The sequence below is a fragment of the Bacteroidia bacterium genome (genome assembly GCA_020852255.1).
In the GTDB taxonomy this organism is placed as follows: Bacteria; Bacteroidota; Bacteroidia; order JADZBD01; family JADZBD01; genus JADZBD01.
This window is the reverse complement of sequence record JADZBD010000001.1, coordinates 34601-55527: the sequence shown is the minus strand read 5'-3', so window position 1 is coordinate 55527 and position 20927 is coordinate 34601. Positions and strand designations below refer to the sequence as shown.

The window sequence follows — 20927 nt, the reverse complement described above, 5'->3', positions numbered from 1 at the left end:
TCTAAAATAGAGCCGGGGGAAACACCTCCGGCTTTTTTACGCAATTACATTTGTCCCGCTATGCAAATGGACAGGACAGATCTGAACCGTGTTCCCCGGCGGGCGGTATTATTTTTTTGCGCCTTCCTGCTTCTCTTGGGAGCAGCGCGTGCGCAGGATACGCTTCCGGATCCCGGACAGTTGCTGGTATTGTCGGTTTTGCAGAAAGTGGAAACAGAGAACCGGATCGTGGGCGACCATGGTCCGGATTCCCTGGCAGACCTGCCGGTTGGTATTCGACGGCAGATTGGAAATTTTTCCTATCTCATCGCCATTGACTCCGCTGTTTTTCTTCCGGAAGGCGCATATTTCAATGCCTATATGGCTTTGCAGTTTCCCGGCGCCGGCCGGAAAATCTGTTTTGCCGCCCGCCGAGTGATGTTCAATCCCAGGGGAGTGATCGGCGGACCACAGGCGCGTTTAATGCTGGTGAGTGACCACACCATCGATCTCTTCCCCGGACTTAAACTCCGATTCCCCGCCGACGGAAATAATTATGTAGACTGGAACTGCAACGGTTACGAGGGCGTTCAGTTAAAGGGAGAATTTATTTTTTCCAGAGAAAAATTATTGCCGGATTCCGCCAGGACATGGGAAAAAGAGGTGAAGGCCGTGTTCCAATGCTACACACAGGATCTGAATGATCTTTTGGCGGAAGTAAGCATCACACCCTTTTGTATCCGTGGACTAAAAGACTGGTCGTTTTCCGTTTCCCGTGCGGTGGTGGACATGAGTTCAATAAAGAATGCGGCCGGAATGCAGTTTCCTGCGGGGTATTCCTGCACACTGCCTTTGTGGACAGGTTTTTACCTGGAGGAGTTGAACATTACCCTCCCCCGGGCTATTTCATCTTCCGGTACACGCTCCACAGTTCGGGCGGTAAAATGTTTGATTGATGAAGCCGGATTTTCAGGTCAGATACAGGTAAACGGCGTGGTGATTAACGGAGGAGCCGATATGGACGGATGGGGATTTTCTGTGGATGCCCTCTCGGCCAAATGGCTGTGTAACCGGCTGCAGGGAGGAGCGTTCAACGGTAAGATCCGCATTCCGCTGATGGATTCGGCAGCGCAGCTGAATTATTCCGCCTCGCTGACGTACAATGAGTCGCTCAAAGAATCGGATTGCCGTTTCTTACTGTCAGCCGGCAACGATCTTTCCTTTCAGGCGATGCATTCCCGTGTAGATGTTTTTCCCACTTCCTTTATAGAAGTGGTCAAGCATCAGGGCAAGCTTAAACCCAAACTGGTTCTTAACGGAAGAATTTCTTTCGGAGATCCATCCTTCCGAACAGGGAAACTGGACGTAAACGAGCTCACCATGATCTCAGAACCACCTTACCTGGTTCGCGGCGTGTTTGCTTTTACTTCGTCCGGGAGTAACACCCTTCACCATTATCCTTTGAGTATCCACTCACTGTCGTTAATAGTTGACCCCCAGAAACCATCCATTAAAGCCGATCTTTCCCTGAATTTGTCCGATGATCCCGTGCAGCCGCTTTCCGCCTCGGTGCGTGTGATGGTACAAATGAAACATGAAACAGAAACGGTGACCTATCCGGGTGATCACCCCTACAGCGTACAGAAAGTAAAATGGAAATTCGATAAATTACGTATCGGCGGCATTTCGGTGAATGTGCAAACGGGAGCGTTTTATCTGCAAGGAATTGCGGCCTCGTTCGAAAATGATCCGGAGTTTGGAACCGGTTTTCGCGGAGCCCTGAAATTTATGGTGCGGGATGTTCTTCGCGATACCGCTTCAGCAAGCTGTGTTTTCGGAAACAGCGGTTTCCGCTACTGGTATGCCGACGTTCATATTCCGGTGACGATTCCTCTTGGCGTCAGTGGATTTTCCATCCGAAGTCTTAGTGGCGGATTATGCAGGAATATGCGCCCTGAGAAAACCACACCGGAGCAGTACATTGCTGCGCTCGGACTACCACCCGGTCCGGTTACGCAACGCTATCTGCCCGACGCGCAGTATCCGTTCGGCTTAAAGGCAGGGTGTACGTTTCATTACACTCCTTCGGAACGAGCCGCCAATGGTGATGTGATGCTTGAAGTGAACTTTCATTCCGGAGGCGGAATCAGTTCCGTGAAATTGAAGGGAAATGTATTCATGCTTGCTACTGTTGCGGAAAGAGCAGGAAAGCCCGCAACGGTGAAAGGACAGGCACAACTGCTCTTCGACCCGGTGAACAGGATCATTGATGCCCAGTTCAGCGTTAGTATTAAGGCAGGTGATCAGGTAAGCGGACAGGGAACAGCGGGCCTGCACATCGACCCCGTGCATTGGTACTTTATGGCCGGCCGCCCTGCCGCACCTTCGCAGGTTACCCTGGCAGGCTGGGCCACGGCCAATACCTATTTTATGGTCGGCAATTTACTGGATCCGCCATTGCCGGTACCGTCACAGGTGAGTACTCTGGTGAGTAATGCCGGAATTATGCAGCAGCGCGATCTGCAGGCGCTCGGGCAAGGACAGGGATTTGTGGGAGGCATACGCATAGGTTCCTCCCTGTATAAGGAAACAGGTTGGGATTTTTTCACTTTATACGGAGGATTCCAGTATGGATGTGGATTAGACCTGATGCTCACACGGTTGAATCCCAATCTGCATTGCGGTTCGATTGCAGAACCGGGAATGAATGGGTGGATGGCACAGGGACAAATGTATCTGCACCTTCAGGGCGTGATCGGAATCAAAGGTCATCTGCAGCCGGACTGGTGCCATGCCGACTGGTGCCGGGGTGATTTTGATATTACATTACTGAATGGTTCACTGGCCATGCTGCTTAGCGCGAGGGGACCCAACCCCGGATATTTTCACGGTCACGTGGCCTGCAGCTATTCGATCCTGGGTATCGTGAACGGTTCCTGTTCCTTTGATCTGGAGGCGGGAAATAACTGCACATTTACCGGACCATGAAATACCTCGCGGGGATATTTCTTTTATTTTCTCTGAGCACCAATGCACAGAAAGTAGCCGGGAAGTGGTTACAGAGCAATGATACCTTGTTGGTCCGCTGGGCGGTACTCGACAGCATTTTATTGCACCAGATGCTGCGTGAAGGAGCAGCACTGGTAGTGTATGGTCAGGGCGGAGAGCAGTTGAGTTTCCAGGTCAGATCCTTGCCGCTGAAGGATTCAGCCTGGCGAAAGCAGGTAGAAGCAAATCCGGCTTTTCGCTTCACGCTGGCCGTATGGTCAGATCCACTGCGCTGCACGGGAACAATGCTTCAGCTCGCTGCTTCGGTGCTCGACCGTGATTTCGGTTGTGCACGTACGGCAGGATGCGGCGGCATTTGGCATTTACCGTTCAGATGCCTCCGCGTGAAGCTGCAGCTGGCCGGGGTGAATACAGAACTGCAGGAGGAATTGCCGGAACTTCCGGAGCCGGATAGTCTTATCACGATTCCCGGGGCGGATTATATTTTGCTGAAGTGGGAAGAACCTTCAGGTGCAAAGTACACAGGATACAAGTTAGAGCGGAAAAGAGATTCCGGCGATTGGGAAACGGCCGGTTTACCGCTGATCACGCCCTTGCGCAGTGCGGCGGATACTTCACGCACCGTTTATTTTTCAGATTCCACATCTGTAGAAGGAAATTACCGTTACAGGGTGTGCGGCATAGATCCGTTCGGGCGCCGCGGAAATTTTATGGAGAGCAAAACAATCGTGTGGAAACCTGCTCAGCACGGCGGAGACCTGTTGATTGAAGAAATAAGAAAAGATACGGGCGATGTTTTTGTCCTTAAATACCGGGGAGGGTGCCGGGAAGGGAACTGGCAGGTATTCACGGGCGACAGTGTGACCTCCCAGCAGGATAAAAAAAGCGCAACGCAATGCACACCGAACGAGATTCGTTTTACCGCCAAAGACCCCTTTCGTTATGTACGAATTTGCTGCGGGGAATACGCATCCTTCCCGTTTTATTATTTTGTTCCCGATACGATTCCGCCACGTGCACCCGGAAACCTGAACGGATTCTGTAACAGGAAAGGGCTGGTTACACTGCAGTGGAGCTCCTCCGGCGCATCCTATTACCGCGTGTTTCGCGCCAATGCCCTGCAGGAGGAATTCACTGAGAGGAGCAGTGCACCCGTTTCGGATACGTTATTCACGGATACGGTCTCGCTTTTTACCCTGACAACGGAAATATTTTATTTCATTCGCGCCGTTGACGAGCATCACAACAGTTCCGCCCCGTCCGATACCCTGTTGGTTTTCAGGACGGATACACTTCCTCCTCCCGTACCCTCATTCATTTGTTTCGAAACAGAAGGGAAGTATTTCCGGTGCGGTGCGGTTTTCTCTGCCGGTAACTCAGACAGCACTTTTCTGGAATGGGAGAACAGCGGGAGCAGATTCAATCGCTTCATTCCGGATTCTCTCCTTGGGAAATGTGTAAATGACAGTTTACCGCAGCCCGGAACCTATCAGTTACGTTTCAGGAGCAAGGATGCATCCGGAAATCAGTCGTATTCAGAAACAAGAAGTATACAGTACGTTAACCGGCAGGTGCGACTGGATTCCATAAAAGCCGATCTCAGCCTGCATTGTATTCATCTGTTTTTTCGTACACCGGAAGATGTACGTTCTGTGAGCATTTACCGGGCGAAGGGCAGTGACCCTTTAAGTTTTTATTTATCCGTGCCATCACAGACAGATTCCTGGACAGATACACAACTGTACATGGGGAATCGTTATTCCTATTGCATCATGTATCATTACAAAGACGGCGTACGTGCAGTTTCACCAGCCCTGGAAACGGAATACTGAGTAAAATGCCCTAATTTTGAGCATGAATTGTAGAGTGCAGTTCACGGTTCTGAGTCTTCTTTCCGCTTTGTTGCTTTCTGCCTCATCTGCGGATACCATCCGCTTTGATGTACGTCCCAGGCTCATCGGCGGCATCGGCACACGCAACACCTTTATCTACGGATTCAGCGCCCCTGTACTTCATGCACGGGTGGGTGCTGAATGGAATAAGACATTCCGCATGGGAGCCGGGTTCTGCTGGTTGAAAAAACCGGAGTTTAAAGCGGGGAGAGATCAGACCCCATTCATTTATTTAAAACCGGTTCTTAACGAGTACAACCTTCCGGATACAGTGCCCTCCGTTCTCCGCATGGTTTATTTCAGCTACTTTGCCGAATATGTTTATTACAGCCGAAAGAACTGGGAACTCAGCATACCCGTGCAGCTGGGTTTCGGACAAATGTTTTATGAGTATTCGGCAGGCGGCAATGAATTTCGTGAATTGGAACAGCCGGTTTTTCTTTATGAGCCTTCCGTTTCCGTTCACTACCGGGTTCTGAGGTATTTTGCCATCGGGGCTGATGTGGGGTACCGTTTTGCATTGGTCGGACGTAAAGTAAGTTCCATGGCATATAATTCACCCATTTATGACCTGAAATTCATGGTACTCTGGGGGGAGGTATACCGGGCATTATTTCTGAGGCGCATTTTAACTAAACCTTAGAGGATTTCCTTATTTTTACCTATCCTAAAAAGCCCTGTTATGCACCACATTCTTACCTGCCTGTTCGCTCTTGTTTCTGTAACAACAATTTCAGCCCAGTCATGGGTTTGGTCAAACCGTCTGGGCGGTAACGGCTACGATGAGGGAACATCTGTTGCTGTGGATGCGGCCGGAAACAGTTACATCACAGGCTTTTTTCAGGACACCGCTACGTTCGGTAGTTTTCAACTTATTTCCGGAGGTGATAATGACGTATTTATTGCCAAATATGATCCCTCCGGGAACTGCCTCTGGGCAAAAAAAGGTAGCGGACAATTCGCCGATGCGGCCTATGCCATTTGTGTGGATAATGCCGGAAATGCCTACATCGCCGGTTCCTACAACGCGGCTTCCATGACTTTCGGCTCTTTCAATATTGCAGCTGCAGCCTGGAACGATATTTTTGTTGTCAAATACAACAGCAGCGGAGTGGAGCAGTGGGCCGTTAAACTGGGTGGATCACAGAATGATTACGCTTACGGCATTGTTTCCGATGGTGCTAATAACGTTTTTATTACCGGCTTCTTCCAGTCGTCCGTGACCTTTGGACCCAACAATCTCACCAGCTCCGGATGGGGCGATATCTTTGTAGCAAAACTGGATGCCTCCAATGGCGCTTGTCTTTGGGGCGCCAAGGGTGGAAGTTCCGGTAACGATCAGGGCATGGCACTGTGTATCGGAGGTTCCAATCTGTACGTTACCGGCTTTTTTCGCAACAGTTGTACATTTCCGCCCCTCGCGGCCATGTCTTCAACCGGGGGCGATGATGTTTTTGTGGGAATGATTGATCAGGCCACCGGAACCTGGCAGTGGGTGAAAAAGGGCGGCGGCAGCAACAATGACAACGGATTGGGTGTAACCGCCGATGGAGCAGGAAACTGTTACGTAACCGGTTTCTACGACGGCAGCGCTACGTTCGGCACCTCCTCTTTTACAAGTGCCGGAGGTCATGATGTGTTCCTTATGAAGTACGATAATACGGGGAATGTTGTTTTCGGCAAAAGTCACGGCGGCTGGGGAAATGATCATGGCCTGGGTATCGTGCGGGATGCCATCGGAAATCTTCTTCTTGCAGGATCATTCGACGGCACCACCACCTTTGATGCCAATGTGGTTGCTACAACCGGTATCACAGATATTTTTGTTGCCAAATGCGATCCTGCCAACGGCACGGCCGCATGGCTGGCTACTGCCGGCGCCGAGGACGAGGATCAGGGATTGGGAATTGGCATTGATGCGAGCAACAATGTGTATGTTACCGGTTATTTCCGTTCCTCTTGCAGCTTTGGATCCAACACACTCAACTCAAATGTTTTTGATGAAGGTTTTATCGCCAAACTAACCTATCCGCTTGGAACGGAAGAGTACGGTGCCGGTTCTCTTACCCTTTTTCCTGTACCTGCAAAAGATCAAATAGAGATCCGCCTGAGAGATCTGTACGGGAATTATACAGTAAGCCTGATGAATGCAGCGGGAGAGCTGATCAGAGTTTTTGAGATGAATCATACCGGATTAATCCAACTGGAGGATCTGAACGGAGGAGTATATTTTATAAATGTGCGGGATATGGACGGAATGCCGTTAGGGAATGCCAAATTTGTGAAGTTGAACTGAGGTGAATCCCAACATTGATCCGGACCCTGAGAATCTCTCTCCTGAAGAAAAGGAAATTGAGCGGGCACTTCGCCCGCGCGAATTCAGTGATTTCACCGGGCAGTCAGCTGTGGTGGAAAACCTGCTGGTTTTTGTACAGGCCGCCCGGCAGAGAGGAGAAGCCCTGGATCATGTTTTGCTTCACGGGCCGCCCGGACTGGGGAAGACCACTCTGGCGAATATCATTGCCAACGAGCTGGGAGTGAATATCAAAATCACTTCCGGTCCGGTGCTTGATAAGCCCGGCGATCTGGCCGGATTACTAACAGGACTGGAGCCCAATGATGTATTGTTTATAGATGAGATCCACCGATTGAGTCCGGTGGTGGAGGAATACTTGTATTCAGCAATGGAGGATTACCGGATTGACATCATGATTGATACCGGACCAAACGCACGTAGTGTGCAGATATCACTGAATCCATTTACACTGGTGGGAGCCACCACGCGCTCCGGATTGCTGACCTCGCCCTTACGCGCCCGTTTCGGGATTAATTCCCGCCTGAATTATTACGAGTCAAAACTGCTCGAACGTATACTCACACGCAGTTCCGATATTTTGAAAGTGGAAATGGAATCCCGCGCGGCCGAAGAAATTGCGCGGAGAAGCCGCGGCACTCCCCGCATTGCCAACGCCTTGCTGCGCAGGGTGAGAGATTTTGCACAGATAAAGGGCAGCGGAAAAATTGATATCGAAATTGCACAATACGCTCTCAAAGCGTTGAATGTTGACAAGAACGGACTGGATGAAATGGATGTACGCATTCTGAGCACGCTGATTGAAAAATTCAAAGGAGGACCTGTGGGGATAAGCACCATTGCCACAGCAGTGGGAGAAGAGGCAGGCACGCTGGAGGAAGTGTATGAGCCTTTTCTGATTCAGGAAGGATATCTTGTACGCACCCCGCGCGGGAGAGAGGCAACTGATGCGGCGTACAGACACCTGGGCAAAACACCAGGGCGCGACCGCGGCACATTATTCGGGCAGGAGGAATGAACCTTACGGAGCGCTCCGCATTCATCAAAAAGACGGCACTGGAGTTGGGATTTTCACACTGTGGGATATCTAAGGCAGGATTTCTTTCAGAGGAAGCACCGCGGCTGGAGCGTTGGCTGAAAGAAGGCCGTCACGGAAAGATGTCGTATATGGAACGATATTTCGACAAGCGGCTGAATCCGGAGAAGCTGGTAGAAGGGGCAAAGTCAGTGGTATCACTGCTGTTGAATTATTATCCGGCGGAAGAGAAGCCATTTCAGGAGGTGAAGATATCAAGGTATGCGTACGGGAAGGATTACCATGGGGTGATAAAAGAAAAATTACGCGTGTTGCACACAAAGCTGGAGGAGAGAATAGGAAAGATAGATGGCAGGGCATTTACAGATTCAGCGCCGGTGATGGACAAGGCCTGGGCGCGCAGGAGTGGGTTGGGATGGGTGGGAAGGAATACCAATCTGATCACGAAAAACGCAGGCAGTTATTTTTTTATTGCAGAGCTGATCCTGGATATAGAGCTGCAAGCCGATGCGCCGGTCGCAGATCACTGCGGTAGCTGCAGAGCCTGTCTGGAGGCCTGTCCTACAGGAGCGTTAACGAACGCATATGAAATAGACGCTTCGAAATGCATTTCGTACCTGACCATAGAGTTGAAGGATCGTATACCGCCCGAGTTTTCAGAGAAGATGGAGGGATGGGTTTTTGGATGCGATAGCTGCCAGGAAGTATGTCCGTGGAATCGTTTTTCCCGGCCCCACAGCGAACCTGCCTTTTTGGGTACACCTCCGCTCACTCCGCGCGAGTGGGAGGAGCTGACAGAAGAAGTTTTCGTGCGTCGTTTTAGTGAGAGTCCGTTGAGTAGAGCCGGATTAAAAAAGTTACAGAACACGGTAACGTTTGCGGCGGGATGATCCGGTTGACACGCGCCGTTATCTGTTTTAATAGTACGGTAAGGAAAAAACTCAGGTCTTCGTCAGATTCCGGAACACATCCATGATGGTGTCGCGGTAGACTTCACCGAAAGTGGTGAGGCACCACACCTTCAGCATGAGTTTCTGATCGGGCTGAAGCCATAAAACGGCTTTCTTTAATTCTTTGGCAAATAACTGTTTGTCAAAACTCACCTTCTGAAGAATGAGTTTACTCATTTCCAACATCTGCATTTTCTTGTCCTTAATGAGGGTGCTTGTCACGGGGGAGTGTACTGCAAAATAAGATTACGGCAAATCTGCCGAAATGTTGTGTTTTCCGTATCCTGTTTATTAACAAAAGCAAGGCACTTTCTTAGTGAAAGGTTTAAAAATCAGTGCCTTTATTGGTGGATTTTATCCTATTTTTGAAACCCTTGAGCTCTAAAGTAAGTATAACCCTTATCACTTAACCCATGGCCCTGTTTTTCAGACCATTAGCCTTTAGCGCCCTCTTTCTGGCGGGCGCAATCTCCTTAGTTTCATGTGGTTCCGACGAAGCGAATCAGGACAACGTAACCGCAGATTCTATACCTGCCACCCCGGAAGGGCAGTCGGCAAAGAATGTCTTTTACTCGATACCTTCTCCTATTGAGCTGGCAACCCTGGTGAAGAAAGCCGGTGCACAGTATGATCCCAAGATGCTCAACGATCCGGAGAACATCAGTAAATACAACACTTCCGGTAAGCAGGCGCTGAACCTGGGCGTTTACGGTACGGATTTGAGTATGACCACCATTTTCGATCGTACGCAGGAAAGTATATTCTATCTGAAAAGCGCCCGCCGTCTGGCCGACGCACTTGGTATCACCGGAGCCTTCTCGGATGAAACCATCAGCAGCATGGAAAGCAACCAGGGAAATCACGATTCACTGCTAAGCATTATCACTGACTCGTATTTCGCTACCGACGAATACCTGAAAGAGAATCAACGGCCCGGTGTGTCAGCACTGATTATGGCCGGTGGGTGGATCGAAGGACTTTATCTTGGCACACAACTTGCAAAGTCAACCAAGAACAATGCGGAAATTGTAAAGCGCATTGCGGATCTGAAAGGTTCACTGGATAACCTGGTGATGCTGCTAAGCATTTACCAGGATGATGCGGAAGTGGCAAAAATTCTGGCTGACCTGAATGCGTTGAAGAATGTTTACGACGGCATGACGGCCGGTGGAGGCGCAACCAGCGTAAGCACCGATCAGAGCACAAAGGTAACAACCATTGGAGGGGGCGCAACCTATACCCTTAGCCCGGAGCAGTTAGAAAAAATTACGAAAATGGCGGAAGAGATGAGAACCAAAGTTGTATCCATCTGATTAACCAACCTACTATACCATGAAACGGTCATTGACATTTTTCGTTCTTTTTACAGCCCTGATGCTGTTGACACCCCCGGTGCAATCGCAGTGTAAGGGATTTGTCAAGAAATCCGCTCTACCGAAACTTAGTCCGTTTATCAGCAACGGCCAGTCGAATAACACTACAATGCGCCCGGGTGATAATGCGGAGATTATCATGAACTTTTTTTCCGGACAGGATTACCGTATAGTGGTTACCGGACAGCCTATTCTCGGAACGGTGCAGTTCAAAGTCAAGGACATGACCGGAAACGTACTATACAACTCAGCCGAGCATGATGATGCTGACTTCTTTGATTTCAGAGTGAATAACACCCAGCAGCTTAAGGTGGAAGTGATAATTCCCCCGTATACCGGAGATAACCAGATCATTCCTACCGGATGCGTGGCAATACTGGTAGGTTTCAAAACAGAAAAGTAGAATTTTAGTTCGTATTCAGGTGAACTGAGCCGTCTTCAGGCGCAGTACCGGCAGCCAGCCTGCAACCACTCCCGTTATTCCAACTACCGAAAGGATCACCAGCAGATCGCCCGACCGGATGTCCACTGGGTAGTAATCAATGATGAATCCTTCACTGAATGGTATCAGATGAAAGGTTTGCTGCAGCCAGCAGGCCAGCAGCCCGATACCCAGTCCGATTGCTGCACCGGAGAATACAATCAGCATTCCCTCAAGCAAAAATATGCGCCGGATTTTTCCCAGTGAGCATCCCATGGCGGAAAGTATGTAGAGATCCTTCTTTTTCTCGATGATCAGCATGGTTACACAACCAATCACATTAAATGTTCCCACCACCATGATGAATGCCATGATCAGCAGGGTCCACCACTTTTCAGAACGCAGAGTCTTGAATAGAACTTCGTTTTGCTCAAAACGTGTTTTTACCGTGAAGTTCCCGCCTAACAGCGTTTGTATTTTTTCTTTCACCGCATCGGCATCCGCTCCGGCGTCCAGTCCAATCTCCACGGAGCTCACCTCTTTTCCGTACCCGAGGATTTTACGCGCATCCTCCAACGGGATGAGCATGTACTTGAAATCGAAATCATCGTTAAGTGAAAATACGCCGGTAGGATAGCACAGCCCGATATAAAATGCATCTTCTTCCCCGGTTACCGCACGTTTGTCGCGCCGGGGAACATAAAACTGTATCATGGGCGGAATACCGTACTGTGTGATGGCCACATCCAGTCTTGCTGCCACCCCGCCGCCCAGTAAACAGGGTACAATGGTGTCGTGATCCAGGTTATACCGGCCGGCAATTACTGCAGAATCCAATCCTGTGAGTGCACGGAAACTTTTCCCCACTCCTTTTACAACGCAAACATGCTGTTTATCATCATGCCGGACCAGCGCATTTTCCTGCAAAGCCTCGCAGTAGTATTTCACTCCCGGAATATTTTCCACTTTGCTGAAGGGATCCCCCGGAATGAATGTTTTACCCTGCGCAGGAAGGATCTTGATATCAGGATCAAAGGAGTTGTACAACGATTTCACAATATCGGTCATTCCGTTCAGCGCGGAGAGTACGATTACCAGCGCTGCTGTTCCCGTTGTTACGGAAACAACAGAGATAATGGCGATCAGGTTGATCGCATTGGTGGACTTTTTGCTCACCAGGTAACGCCGCGCGACGAAAAAGGGGAATGACATCTTCCCTGCTAAGTTAAGGATTACTTCCAGGCCCTTACAACGAGACCTGTTCCTGTTGAATGGGTTTCTGAGGTGTCTATTGCATTGAGCACAAACGCCACCGGGTAGAGTAAGAGATAATAAAAGGGAAGAATAATAAAGAACAGCTTGCTAGCGCCCAGCATCAGGATGGGCCATTTCATAGAGATCCTCCAGGCGATCTTTCCGGGTGTTCCGTAGGAATAACGGGCATCTACTTTTGAAAAACCAGACTGGCGGAGTTTATCTTCAATATCTTTGATATTGTAACCATCCCGTACATGTTCTTCAATAAATGAGGTATCCTCGCCTTCATGTACATCGGATCCCCCCTGGTCGCTGGGAGTAGAAATGATCAGCATGCCCCCCGGCTTCATGGAAGCGTGGAAATTCCGGAATACCTGAACATCTTCAAGAATGTGTTCCATTACATCTACGGAGAGCACCAGGTCGTATTTTCCGGGCACAACGTATCGGGTGAGGTCCTGCAGTTCAAAGCGCACATTATTTCTTCCTGCCTGTTGAAAAAACCGGTTACAATCGTCGACCTGTTCCTGTTTCACATCCACCGCGGTAATGTTCCAGTTCCGGTTTAATCCTGAGAGATAATACGAATATTGTCCGAAGCCGGAACCCGCATCCAGAATTTCGGCTGCCTGTCCGGGCGTTTGAACGGACCGCCATTCCCTGAGCACCTTGTGAACGTGCCAGGCGCGGAGCAGCAGCAGATCCAGCAAGACGTAGAACACTTTTCGCAGGAAAGGAGACTTGTTAAATATATTCCCGAGGGATCTTTTAATAGGGTCGTAATGCATACTGCGCAACGAAATTACAAAAATCAGGGAACTCGTTTTCCATAGAGCTCCAAAGCGCAGTTGATGTACCACAGCAGATCGGCGGGATGCTCATCTCCGGCGCGCTTTTCCCTCTTTTCTCCGAGCCGGACGACTACCATGCGTTCATCCGGGATACAGATAATATACTGCCCCAGGATACCCCGGGCGTAATAGATGTAATGTCCTTTATGGTCGGGAAGTATCCACCAGGAGAATCCGTATTTCTCATTGGGCTTTCCGTCGGCATCTACCAGCGGGGCAGGGCGTACAGATTCTGAGACAAAATCTGCCGGAACAATTTGTTCACCCCGGAACCGTCCGCTGTCGAGATACAGCTGACCGATGCGCGCGAAATCGGACGCATTGGAGTGAAAGCAGCAATATGCTTTTTCATCTCCGTCGGCGTGATCCAGACTCCACCAGGCGCTTTCCTTTGCACCGAGAGGCGACCAGAGTTGAGAGGAGAAATATTCGCTGATTGTTTGTCCCGTGGCTTTTTTCAGAACAAAACTGAGCAACATGGTATTTCCGCTGAGATAACGGAAAATCTTTCCCGGTGTTTCATCCTGTTTGTAGGAAAGCGTAAGCTCCCGCAAATTGCTTCCGTAATAAGCGCGTGCGGGGTAAGAAAAGGGATTCTTATAGTCTTCATCGAATCCTATTCCGGATGACATGGTAAGCAGGTGACGGATGGTAAGCGGCGAGTTTTTAAATTCTTCCAGAAAATCTCCCACCCGCTGATCAACACTTTGAATGCTGCCGTCACGTATTGCACACCCGACCAGTATGCTGACAAAAGTTTTGGCAACGCTGAAACTGTTCGAATGCGAGGTATCGGAGAATCCATCCCAGTACTGTTCGTGTATAAGGCTATCGTTTCGCACGATGATATAACTTCCGGTTTCCATGTTTTCAAAATCCTTGAGAAAGGCGGGAGGAATTGTCCGGGAGTTGTATTCTGCGGCATGCGGCCACCCAATACCCTGACCTGCATATACCTTGCGGTTCTCAAAAATACCATGTTCGGTGGCGGAAGGGCCGGTACGTCCTTTCAGGTAAGTATTCCAGACTCCTTTGAAGAGATAGCCATGTCCGGTAACCCAGAGTCCAAGGCACAGCAATGCCAGTGGAAGCACAAAATATTGAACGATGCGTTTCAGAATCTTCATTGATGTAACCGGTTGATTTCGCAGGAAAATACATCTCCGAAATGGCGGAGTATACTTTGTTTCACCTCTTCCTGTTCTACGTGCATTCCCAGCTCCCGGTTCATGGAAGTAACGGCTTTATCGCTGATACCGCAGGGAATAATGCGGTTGAACCAGCTCAGATCGGTATTCACGTTCAGGGCCCAGCCGTGCATGGTTACCCAACGGCTGGTGCGCACACCGATAGCGCAGATCTTTCGCGCGCGAACGGGAGATTCAGGTTCTATCCACACTCCGGTATAGCCGGGAAACCGGGCGGCATTGATCCCGTGATCGGCAAGGGCTCGTATGATCACTTCTTCGATTCCGCGCAGGTAGCGGTGGATATCTGTAAAAAACTGGTCGAGATCGAGTAGAGGATATCCCACGATTTGCCCGGGACCATGATAGGTGATGTCTCCTCCGCGGTTGGTTCTGAAAAAGGTGGCATTTAGCCTTTTCAATTCTTCTTCATCTGTTTTCAGGTGGGAAATATCACCGCTCTTTCCTAACGTAAAAACATGAGGATGTTCACAGAGCAGGAGGTAATTTTCAGGAAGGGTGATGAGATCCGCTTCCCGGTCGCGGTTACTTACTTTTGTTCCGGTTATGGAAGCAAACAATTCCTCCTGGTATTTCCAGGCCCCGGCATAATCTATGAGCCCAAGGTCGCGATACTGAACGGCAGGTTTCATGCAGGGGGCTTAGTGTTTCCCCAGTTCTGATTTGAGGTGATCAATCACCTTTACTTCAATGGCATCTACGCCGCGCAGGGCAGCGAGTTCCACGGAGATCCAGTCTCCCAGGTGGATCAGATACAGGGCTTTTTCAAGACGGGAATTTCCTTCGGCGTAAATTTCAGTAATGTTCGGGGTGTATTGCTGCACTACTTCCAGAAGTAGTTTCCATCGCAGATCATTGCGCGTATATTCGTTGCGGTCGCGGAAGGTGATCACGGCCAGGTGCTCATCTTTTGTTCTCCATCCCACCAGTTCGTTATGATTCATCTCTGGAAGTACATGGTGAGAGCAAAGAATCTTGGCATTTTCGTTCAGTTGCTGGCGAAACCGTATGCAGATGCCTTCCCAGTGCGATGTTGAATAAATAACAGGATATTTTCCGTTCAGCTTCACGGCAATTTCTTTGGCTTTGCTCCGGATGGCGACCTGATTTTTTTTCAGGGATGTAAGGGTAGCATGAATCTCTTTATTCCATGTATTGCCGGTAAGACCATAATGTGCAAAGATCTTCACCAGCTGGGTTAAAGAATATCCCAGGCAGGAACGCGGGGGCATTCCGCCCGGAAGAATATAGGCCGGAAGGGAATGCGTGCGTGCTGCATCCATTACTTTTCCTCCGGAAGTAATGCAGATGATGCTGCATTTACGTTTCAGAGCCTCTTCCATACAGGCCAGGGTTTCTTCGGTATTGCCGGAATACGAGGAAATAATAACAAGCGTGTTCTTACCTGCAAATGCTGGCAGATCATAGTCCTTGGAAATATTCACCGGCCAGGGAGAGGTGGAACAGACCAGCTCGGAAATAATACTTCCGCCAATCCCGGAACCGCCTAATCCGCAAATAAGTACTGAATGCAACGCCGCTTTTTCCGGAAGGGGTCCAAACGACGGCCCGATCCCTGAGGCTGTTTCCAGCTGTGCAGGAAAGTCCGCAATCAGTTGTTCCATGGATAATGCCATTGCCACTACCTTTTTAGGGGGGCACAAAGATAAGGAATTGCCTCTATTTCAGAGAGATTGGGTCTTTAAACTACCAGGTAGACCAGCAATACGATACTCCAGAGTGCAATGGTGGACCAAAAAACGATCATATGCAGTCCGGGGGCAGAACGCGTGTTTTCTTTTATGTGCTTCATAAGAACTCCTTACAGAACGGGTTCAAATTTGCTTTTTTTTAGGCATTTAATCAGCAACCTGCACATTCTGTTTTCAACAGATTATTGTGCTTTTTTTCTAAACACAGCTTCTTTTGCTTATCTCCGTCCCATTTTTTTTGAGCTGATTAGGTACAGAGGACCGTAAATCTCATCCAGTCAGCACTTTAGAGTTCTAAACAATTTCTGTTTTATTTCATTTGAATCCCGGGACCTTTCTAAATTTATGACCGGAATGAATCAGAAAAAAGTTTCGCTGAAGGATGTAGCAGAGGTCCTGGGAGTGTCTAAAACACTGGTATCCCTGGTGCTGAATAATAAGGGCGATCAGCAGGGAATCAGCCCTGAAACACAGCGGCGGGTGAGGGAGATGGTGGTGCAGATGAATTATCATCCCAATCTGGTAGCACGGGGATTGCGTACAGGAAAGTCAAACATTTTGGGAATGGTGGTGGCGGATATCTCCAACGTATTCTATTCTAAGATCGTTCGCGCGGTGGAAGATAAGGCGGCTCTGCACGGGTATCATCTCATGGTTTGTTCTTCCGACGAAGATCCGGAGAGAGAAGCGGAGTTGATCCGGCTGCTCAAAGACCGGCAGCAGGTGAACGGGATTATTGTGGCCACTACGCAGCAGAAGCCGGAGATTTTTTCCCGGTTCAAAAAGGAGCAGTTCCCCTTCGTACTTATTGATCGTTACCTGCCCCGGTTTGAGTGTACCCAGGTGCTCGTGGATAATGTTGAGGGTGCTTTAAGCATGACGGAACACCTTATCACTACGGGATATTCACGCATTGCGCTGCTCACCATTTCTCCTTCCCACCTGAGTTCTATCCGTGACCGGGTTACAGGATACAAGGAAGCGCTGAAGAAACACGGCATCCGGTTCGATCCCCGTCTCGTACGCGAGATCCCCTTCGACGATATCCGGAACAGCATGAAAAAGGAACTGAAGGATCTTCTTTCAAGGTCGGTAAAGGCCGACGCGGTTTTTCTGCTGAATAACAATCTTGCGCTTTCCTGCCTGGAGACCATCCGTGAACTGGATCTGAAAATACCTCAGGACATTGCCCTGGCAAGTTTCGATGATGTGGAAGCCTTTCAGCTTTGCTATCCCCCCGTTACGGCCGTGGCACAGCCCCTTTCAGAGATCGGGGAAAAAGCCGTTGGCCTGCTTATTGAACAAATCATGCGTCCGGAAACCGTACAGCCTCGGAGCGAAGTTCTGAAAACGAGTCTGGTGATCCGTAAATCCTGCGGCAGTCACCTTAAATAGCGCTTCACCGCTCCCTTTCCCTTACTATCTTTGCCTGTCAATCGTATTACTATGGAACATTTGTCTGAGCAGGAATTGGTTCGCCGGGAGAAACTGAAAGAGATCCGGGAAATGGGAATTGATCCATATCCTCCGGAGATGTTTGAAGTGAATGCCACCGCCGGTGATATCCTGATGAATTTTGAACGAGATGCCTCCTCGTATCAGACCATTTCAATTGCAGGAAGGATCATGAGTGTTCGGGATATGGGAAAAGCGGCCTTCGCCGTCTTGCAGGATCACAGCGGCAGAATACAGATCTATATAAGAAGAGACGATATTGCCCCGGGAGAAGATAAAAGGCCATATGATATTCTCTGGAAGAAATGCACCGACATCGGTGATATTGTGGGAATCACCGGTTTTGTTTTCAAAACGAAGGTGGGAGAGATATCCGTGCATGTGACCTCCCTGAAAATGCTTTCTAAATCTCTGAAACCACTTCCCATTGTGAAAACCGATGCGGACGGGAAGGCACACGATGCCGTGGAGGATCCGGAATTCCGGTACCGTCAGCGGTACGCTGACCTGATCATCAATCCGCACGTGAAAGAAACATTCACGCGGCGTTCGGTGATGATACGCACCATCCGCGATTTTCTCAACAATCATGGAGCACTGGAAGTAGATACCCCCGTTCTGCAGCCCATACCCGGCGGAGCAGCCGCGCGGCCTTTCATTACGCACCATAATGCATTGGATATTCCTCTTTACCTGCGTGTCGCAAATGAACTGTATCTGAAGCGACTCGTGGTAGGAGGATATGATTTTGTATATGAATTCTCCCGGAATTTCAGGAACGAAGGGATGGACCGCACCCACAATCCGGAATTCACCATCCTTGAATTCTATGTCGCTTACAAGGATTATTTCTGGATGATGAATTTTACCGAACAGATGCTGGAAAAGACTGCCCTGGCCATGCATGGTACCACCGAGGTGAAGTGCGGGGATGCAACACTAAGCTTCAAAGCTCCCTTCCGCCGGATCAGTATACACGAAGCTATCCTTGAAAAAACCGGGGTGGATGTTTCAGTGATGGATGAATCGCAATTAAGGGAAACCTGCCGGAAACTGGGTATTCATACCGAGGCATCTATGGGAAAGGGTAAGCTCGTTGATGAGATTTTTTCAGAGAAGTGCGAACGCAGTTTCATTCAGCCTACGTTCATCACGGATTATCCGGTGGAAATGAGCCCCCTGACCAAAAAGCACAGAAGTAAGCCCGGCCTCGTAGAACGTTTTGAACTCATGATTAACGGAAAGGAAGTAGCGAATGCATATACCGAACTTAATGACCCGCTGGATCAGCGTGCCCGGTTCGAAGAGCAAATGGAGCTGATGAAAAGGGGCGACGATGAAGCCATGTTCATTGATCATGATTTTCTCCGTGCTATGGAATACGGCATGCCTCCCATGAGCGGAATCGGATTCGGCATCGATCGCCTCTGCATGCTCCTCACCGATTCCCCCAGCATACAAGACGTGCTGTTATTTCCTCAGATGAGACCCGAAAAAGCATGAAGGATATAGCCATCATCGGCGGCGGCAGCTGGGCAACAGCGCTGGTAAAGATTCTCTGTAACAACACAGATAAGATACACTGGTGGGTGCGGGATGATGACACGGCGGCGCATATCCGAAAGTACGGGCACAACCCCAAGTATCTCAGTTCAGCGGAGTTTGATACCGGCAAACTGGAGGTAAGTTCTGATCTGAAAAAGGTTCTTAACGGTTCAGAACGAGTGATTCTTGCGGTTCCTTCAGCCTTTTTAAAGGAAGTGCTGATCCCGGTAGGTAAAGAAGACCTCAAGAGCAAGGTAATTTTTTCTGCAATCAAAGGCATTGTTCCCGATCAGAATACCATTGTGGGAGAATTTCTGATGAATGAATACGGAATACCGGCGGAAAGAGTGGGGGTGATCACTGGTCCGTGTCATGCAGAAGAAGTAGCACTTGAAAAACTTTCCTACCTGACCGTTGCTTCGCTGGGACAGGAACACGCCCGGGAACTGGCAGCTATGCTCTCCTGCCGGTATATCAAATGCTCGGTGAGTGATGATATCTACGGAACAGAGTACTCCGCGGTGCTGAAGAACGTGATTGCCATTGCAGCAGGTATCTGCCACGGGCTGGGCTACGGAGATAATTTCCTTGCGGTACTTATAACGAACGGAATACAGGAGATCAAACGCTTCGTGGATGCCGCGCATCCTATTGAAAGGGATATCAAAGACAGCGCTTACCTTGGCGACTTGCTCGTGACGGCCTATTCTCAGTTTTCACGTAACCGCACCTTCGGCAACATGATCGGGAAAGGATACAGTGTAAAGAGCGCACAGTTTGAAATGAATATGATTGCGGAAGGGTATTATGGGGTGAAGTGTGTGTATGAGATCAATAAAAAGCTGAATGTGGATATGCCGGTAACAAGCGCCGTATATAATATTCTGTATGAGCGCATCTCCCCAAGAGTAGAAATGAAGATTCTAGCAGACCGCATGACATAAAAAAAGGAGCGCCTTCCCCATCGTGGCGCCCCTTTTACTCAACTCACGTGCGTGTTCAGTGAATAACCGTGAGTCTTTTCGTCAGTGATGCCTTAGTGTCAGAAATCTTTACCAGGTAAATTCCCGCGGGAATGTTACCGGTGGAAATCCGGAACGTATGTTGCCCCTCGCTGAACTTCCCGCCCGCAATGGTTTCAATTTTGTTGCCTGTAATATCAAGCAGTTCAATTGTGAGATCTGCCGGTGCGCCGGTGAGAATTTCCAGACTGCTGTTTCCGGAGGAAGGATTCGGATAGAGAGAAACACCCTTCACGTTTTCAGGTCCGTCGTTCCAGCCGCTGGAACCTATTGTAACATACTGGCAAATGGAGTCCACACAACTGCTGTCTTGAATAATAAGGCAAACCATATAGGTGCCCGAGTTCGTGTAAACATGCGTGGGGCTGGTTTGTGTGGAGGTGCCATTGTCGCCAAATGTCCAGGAATACCATGAACCTCCGTTGCTGGTGTTTGTAAAAGTAACCGTGTTCCCATTTACGGAAAAGGTGAAATTGGCCTGGCAGCCTTGTTGCCCTGTCACCTGAATAGTGTCGCAGAAAGAACTCTGGCATTGCATGGAGTCAAAAATGGTTAAACACACCATATACATACCGGGGTTAGCGTACGTATGAGCCGGATTTTGTGTCCAGCTTGTTTGGGAATCACCAAAACTCCAGTAGTACATCGTGCCGGAGTTCGTACCGGTGGAGGTGCTGGTAAAAATGATCTGGTTTGGTCCGCCCTGGCTCCAGGTAAAAGAAGCCTGGCAATTCTGAGCGAAACAGGGGTCCTTTATGAATAACAAAAGAACCGGAAGGAGTAAGAGCTTTTTCATAGTGCTTGTTTTTTGTCTGAAACAAAATTCCGCAGTTCACGTTATATACTTATATAAAGATTCGTCGAATATTACCTGTACAGTAGTAGTTAATTATGATTAAAAGC

Annotated in this window: 18 protein-coding genes; 11 read left to right on the top strand and 7 right to left on the bottom strand. The window is 49.2% G+C overall.

Annotated features, from left to right (window positions below):
* Nucleotides 1-66: 66 nt before the first annotated feature.
* From IT233_00225 to queG, 6 genes are read left to right on the top strand one after another with little or no spacing between them, the layout of a single operon-like run.
* On the top strand, nucleotides 67-2967 hold the full coding sequence (locus IT233_00225) for a hypothetical protein (protein MCC7301044.1): 2901 nt from the start codon (nucleotides 67-69) through the stop codon (nucleotides 2965-2967).
* On the top strand, nucleotides 2964-4820 hold the full coding sequence (locus IT233_00220) for a hypothetical protein (GenBank protein ID MCC7301043.1): 1857 nt from the start codon (nucleotides 2964-2966) through the stop codon (nucleotides 4818-4820). The genes IT233_00225 and IT233_00220 overlap by 4 nt, the downstream gene beginning before the upstream one ends.
* A gap of 22 nt (nucleotides 4821-4842) precedes the next feature.
* On the top strand, nucleotides 4843-5523 hold the full coding sequence (locus IT233_00215) for a hypothetical protein (protein MCC7301042.1): 681 nt from the start codon (nucleotides 4843-4845) through the stop codon (nucleotides 5521-5523).
* 39 nt (nucleotides 5524-5562) lie between these two features.
* Nucleotides 5563-7176 (top strand): SBBP repeat-containing protein, encoded by a 1614-nt coding sequence (locus tag IT233_00210; protein MCC7301041.1) that lies wholly within the window; start codon nucleotides 5563-5565, stop codon nucleotides 7174-7176.
* A 1-nt stretch (nucleotide 7177) separates the two neighbouring features.
* Nucleotides 7178-8212: a Holliday junction branch migration DNA helicase RuvB gene (gene ruvB / locus IT233_00205; GenBank protein MCC7301040.1), complete on the top strand. Its 1035-nt coding sequence runs from the start codon at nucleotides 7178-7180 to the stop codon at nucleotides 8210-8212.
* Nucleotides 8209-9120: a tRNA epoxyqueuosine(34) reductase QueG gene (gene queG / locus IT233_00200; GenBank protein MCC7301039.1), complete on the top strand. Its 912-nt coding sequence runs from the start codon at nucleotides 8209-8211 to the stop codon at nucleotides 9118-9120. Before ruvB ends, queG begins: the two co-directional genes overlap by 4 nt.
* Nucleotides 9121-9171: 51 nt before the next feature.
* Here queG and IT233_00195 read toward each other — a convergent pair whose 3' ends face one another.
* Nucleotides 9172-9366, bottom strand: coding sequence for a hypothetical protein (locus tag IT233_00195; protein MCC7301038.1), 195 nt, complete (start codon nucleotides 9364-9366; stop codon nucleotides 9172-9174).
* 227 nt (nucleotides 9367-9593) lie between these two features.
* Here IT233_00195 and IT233_00190 point away from each other — a divergent pair, with 227 nt between their 5' ends.
* A complete protein-coding gene (locus IT233_00190; protein MCC7301037.1) occupies nucleotides 9594-10493 on the top strand; it encodes a hypothetical protein in 900 nt (299 codons plus the stop codon).
* A 19-nt stretch (nucleotides 10494-10512) separates the two neighbouring features.
* Nucleotides 10513-10956 carry a hypothetical protein gene (locus IT233_00185; protein MCC7301036.1) on the top strand — a complete coding sequence of 148 codons (444 nt, stop codon included), beginning with the start codon at nucleotides 10513-10515 and terminating at the stop codon, nucleotides 10954-10956.
* A 15-nt stretch (nucleotides 10957-10971) separates the two neighbouring features.
* Here IT233_00185 and IT233_00180 read toward each other — a convergent pair whose 3' ends face one another.
* The 5 genes from IT233_00180 to IT233_00160 are packed head-to-tail and all read right to left on the bottom strand — an operon-like array spanning nucleotide 10972 to nucleotide 15927.
* Complete coding sequence (locus IT233_00180) at nucleotides 10972-12186, bottom strand: FtsX-like permease family protein (GenBank protein MCC7301035.1); 1215 nt, start codon at nucleotides 12184-12186, stop codon at nucleotides 10972-10974.
* A 20-nt stretch (nucleotides 12187-12206) separates the two neighbouring features.
* Complete coding sequence (locus IT233_00175; protein MCC7301034.1) at nucleotides 12207-13019, bottom strand: class I SAM-dependent methyltransferase; 813 nt, start codon at nucleotides 13017-13019, stop codon at nucleotides 12207-12209.
* A gap of 23 nt (nucleotides 13020-13042) precedes the next feature.
* Nucleotides 13043-14209 carry a serine hydrolase gene (locus tag IT233_00170; GenBank protein ID MCC7301033.1) on the bottom strand — a complete coding sequence of 389 codons (1167 nt, stop codon included), beginning with the start codon at nucleotides 14207-14209 and terminating at the stop codon, nucleotides 13043-13045.
* Nucleotides 14206-14922 carry a lipoyl(octanoyl) transferase LipB gene (gene lipB, locus IT233_00165; GenBank protein ID MCC7301032.1) on the bottom strand — a complete coding sequence of 239 codons (717 nt, stop codon included), beginning with the start codon at nucleotides 14920-14922 and terminating at the stop codon, nucleotides 14206-14208. Before lipB ends, IT233_00170 begins: the two co-directional genes overlap by 4 nt.
* A 9-nt stretch (nucleotides 14923-14931) precedes the next feature.
* Complete coding sequence (locus tag IT233_00160) at nucleotides 14932-15927, bottom strand: bifunctional phosphoglucose/phosphomannose isomerase (GenBank protein MCC7301031.1); 996 nt, start codon at nucleotides 15925-15927, stop codon at nucleotides 14932-14934.
* A 429-nt stretch (nucleotides 15928-16356) separates the two neighbouring features.
* Between IT233_00160 and IT233_00155 the strand changes: the two genes are divergently transcribed.
* The 3 genes from IT233_00155 to IT233_00145 are packed head-to-tail and all read left to right on the top strand — an operon-like array spanning nucleotide 16357 to nucleotide 19946.
* Nucleotides 16357-17397 carry a LacI family DNA-binding transcriptional regulator gene (locus tag IT233_00155; GenBank protein ID MCC7301030.1) on the top strand — a complete coding sequence of 347 codons (1041 nt, stop codon included), beginning with the start codon at nucleotides 16357-16359 and terminating at the stop codon, nucleotides 17395-17397.
* 45 nt (nucleotides 17398-17442) lie between these two features.
* Nucleotides 17443-18960 (top strand): lysine--tRNA ligase, encoded by a 1518-nt coding sequence (lysS, locus tag IT233_00150; GenBank protein ID MCC7301029.1) that lies wholly within the window; start codon nucleotides 17443-17445, stop codon nucleotides 18958-18960.
* The gene (locus IT233_00145) at nucleotides 18957-19946 is read left to right on the top strand and encodes an NAD(P)H-dependent glycerol-3-phosphate dehydrogenase (GenBank protein ID MCC7301028.1); all 990 of its coding nucleotides are present in this window, start codon (nucleotides 18957-18959) and stop codon (nucleotides 19944-19946) included. Before lysS ends, IT233_00145 begins: the two co-directional genes overlap by 4 nt.
* 55 nt (nucleotides 19947-20001) lie before the next feature.
* Here IT233_00145 and IT233_00140 read toward each other — a convergent pair whose 3' ends face one another.
* The gene (locus IT233_00140) at nucleotides 20002-20820 is read right to left on the bottom strand and encodes a PKD domain-containing protein (protein MCC7301027.1); all 819 of its coding nucleotides are present in this window, start codon (nucleotides 20818-20820) and stop codon (nucleotides 20002-20004) included.
* Between the last annotated feature and the right edge of the window lie 107 nt (nucleotides 20821-20927).

Excerpts from the sequence above, each read along its gene's own strand:
- IT233_00225 (MCC7301044.1), top strand. The coding sequence starts at position 67 with ATGGACAGGACAGATCTGAACCGTGTTCCCCGGCGGGCGGTATTATTT.
- IT233_00220 (MCC7301043.1), top strand. The coding sequence starts at position 2,964 with ATGAAATACCTCGCGGGGATATTTCTTTTATTTTCTCTGAGCACCAAT.
- IT233_00215 (MCC7301042.1), top strand. The coding sequence starts at position 4,843 with ATGAATTGTAGAGTGCAGTTCACGGTTCTGAGTCTTCTTTCCGCTTTG.
- IT233_00210 (MCC7301041.1), top strand. The coding sequence starts at position 5,563 with ATGCACCACATTCTTACCTGCCTGTTCGCTCTTGTTTCTGTAACAACA.
- queG (MCC7301039.1), top strand. The coding sequence starts at position 8,209 with ATGAACCTTACGGAGCGCTCCGCATTCATCAAAAAGACGGCACTGGAG.
- IT233_00195 (MCC7301038.1), bottom strand. The coding sequence starts at position 9,366 with ATGTTGGAAATGAGTAAACTCATTCTTCAGAAGGTGAGTTTTGACAAA.
- IT233_00190 (MCC7301037.1), top strand. The coding sequence starts at position 9,594 with ATGGCCCTGTTTTTCAGACCATTAGCCTTTAGCGCCCTCTTTCTGGCG.
- IT233_00185 (MCC7301036.1), top strand. The coding sequence starts at position 10,513 with ATGAAACGGTCATTGACATTTTTCGTTCTTTTTACAGCCCTGATGCTG.
- IT233_00180 (MCC7301035.1), bottom strand. The coding sequence starts at position 12,186 with ATGTCATTCCCCTTTTTCGTCGCGCGGCGTTACCTGGTGAGCAAAAAG.
- IT233_00175 (MCC7301034.1), bottom strand. The coding sequence starts at position 13,019 with ATGCATTACGACCCTATTAAAAGATCCCTCGGGAATATATTTAACAAG.
- IT233_00170 (MCC7301033.1), bottom strand. The coding sequence starts at position 14,209 with ATGAAGATTCTGAAACGCATCGTTCAATATTTTGTGCTTCCACTGGCA.
- lipB (MCC7301032.1), bottom strand. The coding sequence starts at position 14,922 with ATGAAACCTGCCGTTCAGTATCGCGACCTTGGGCTCATAGATTATGCC.
- IT233_00160 (MCC7301031.1), bottom strand. The coding sequence starts at position 15,927 with ATGGCATTATCCATGGAACAACTGATTGCGGACTTTCCTGCACAGCTG.
- IT233_00155 (MCC7301030.1), top strand. The coding sequence starts at position 16,357 with ATGAATCAGAAAAAAGTTTCGCTGAAGGATGTAGCAGAGGTCCTGGGA.
- IT233_00145 (MCC7301028.1), top strand. The coding sequence starts at position 18,957 with ATGAAGGATATAGCCATCATCGGCGGCGGCAGCTGGGCAACAGCGCTG.
- IT233_00140 (MCC7301027.1), bottom strand. The coding sequence starts at position 20,820 with ATGAAAAAGCTCTTACTCCTTCCGGTTCTTTTGTTATTCATAAAGGAC.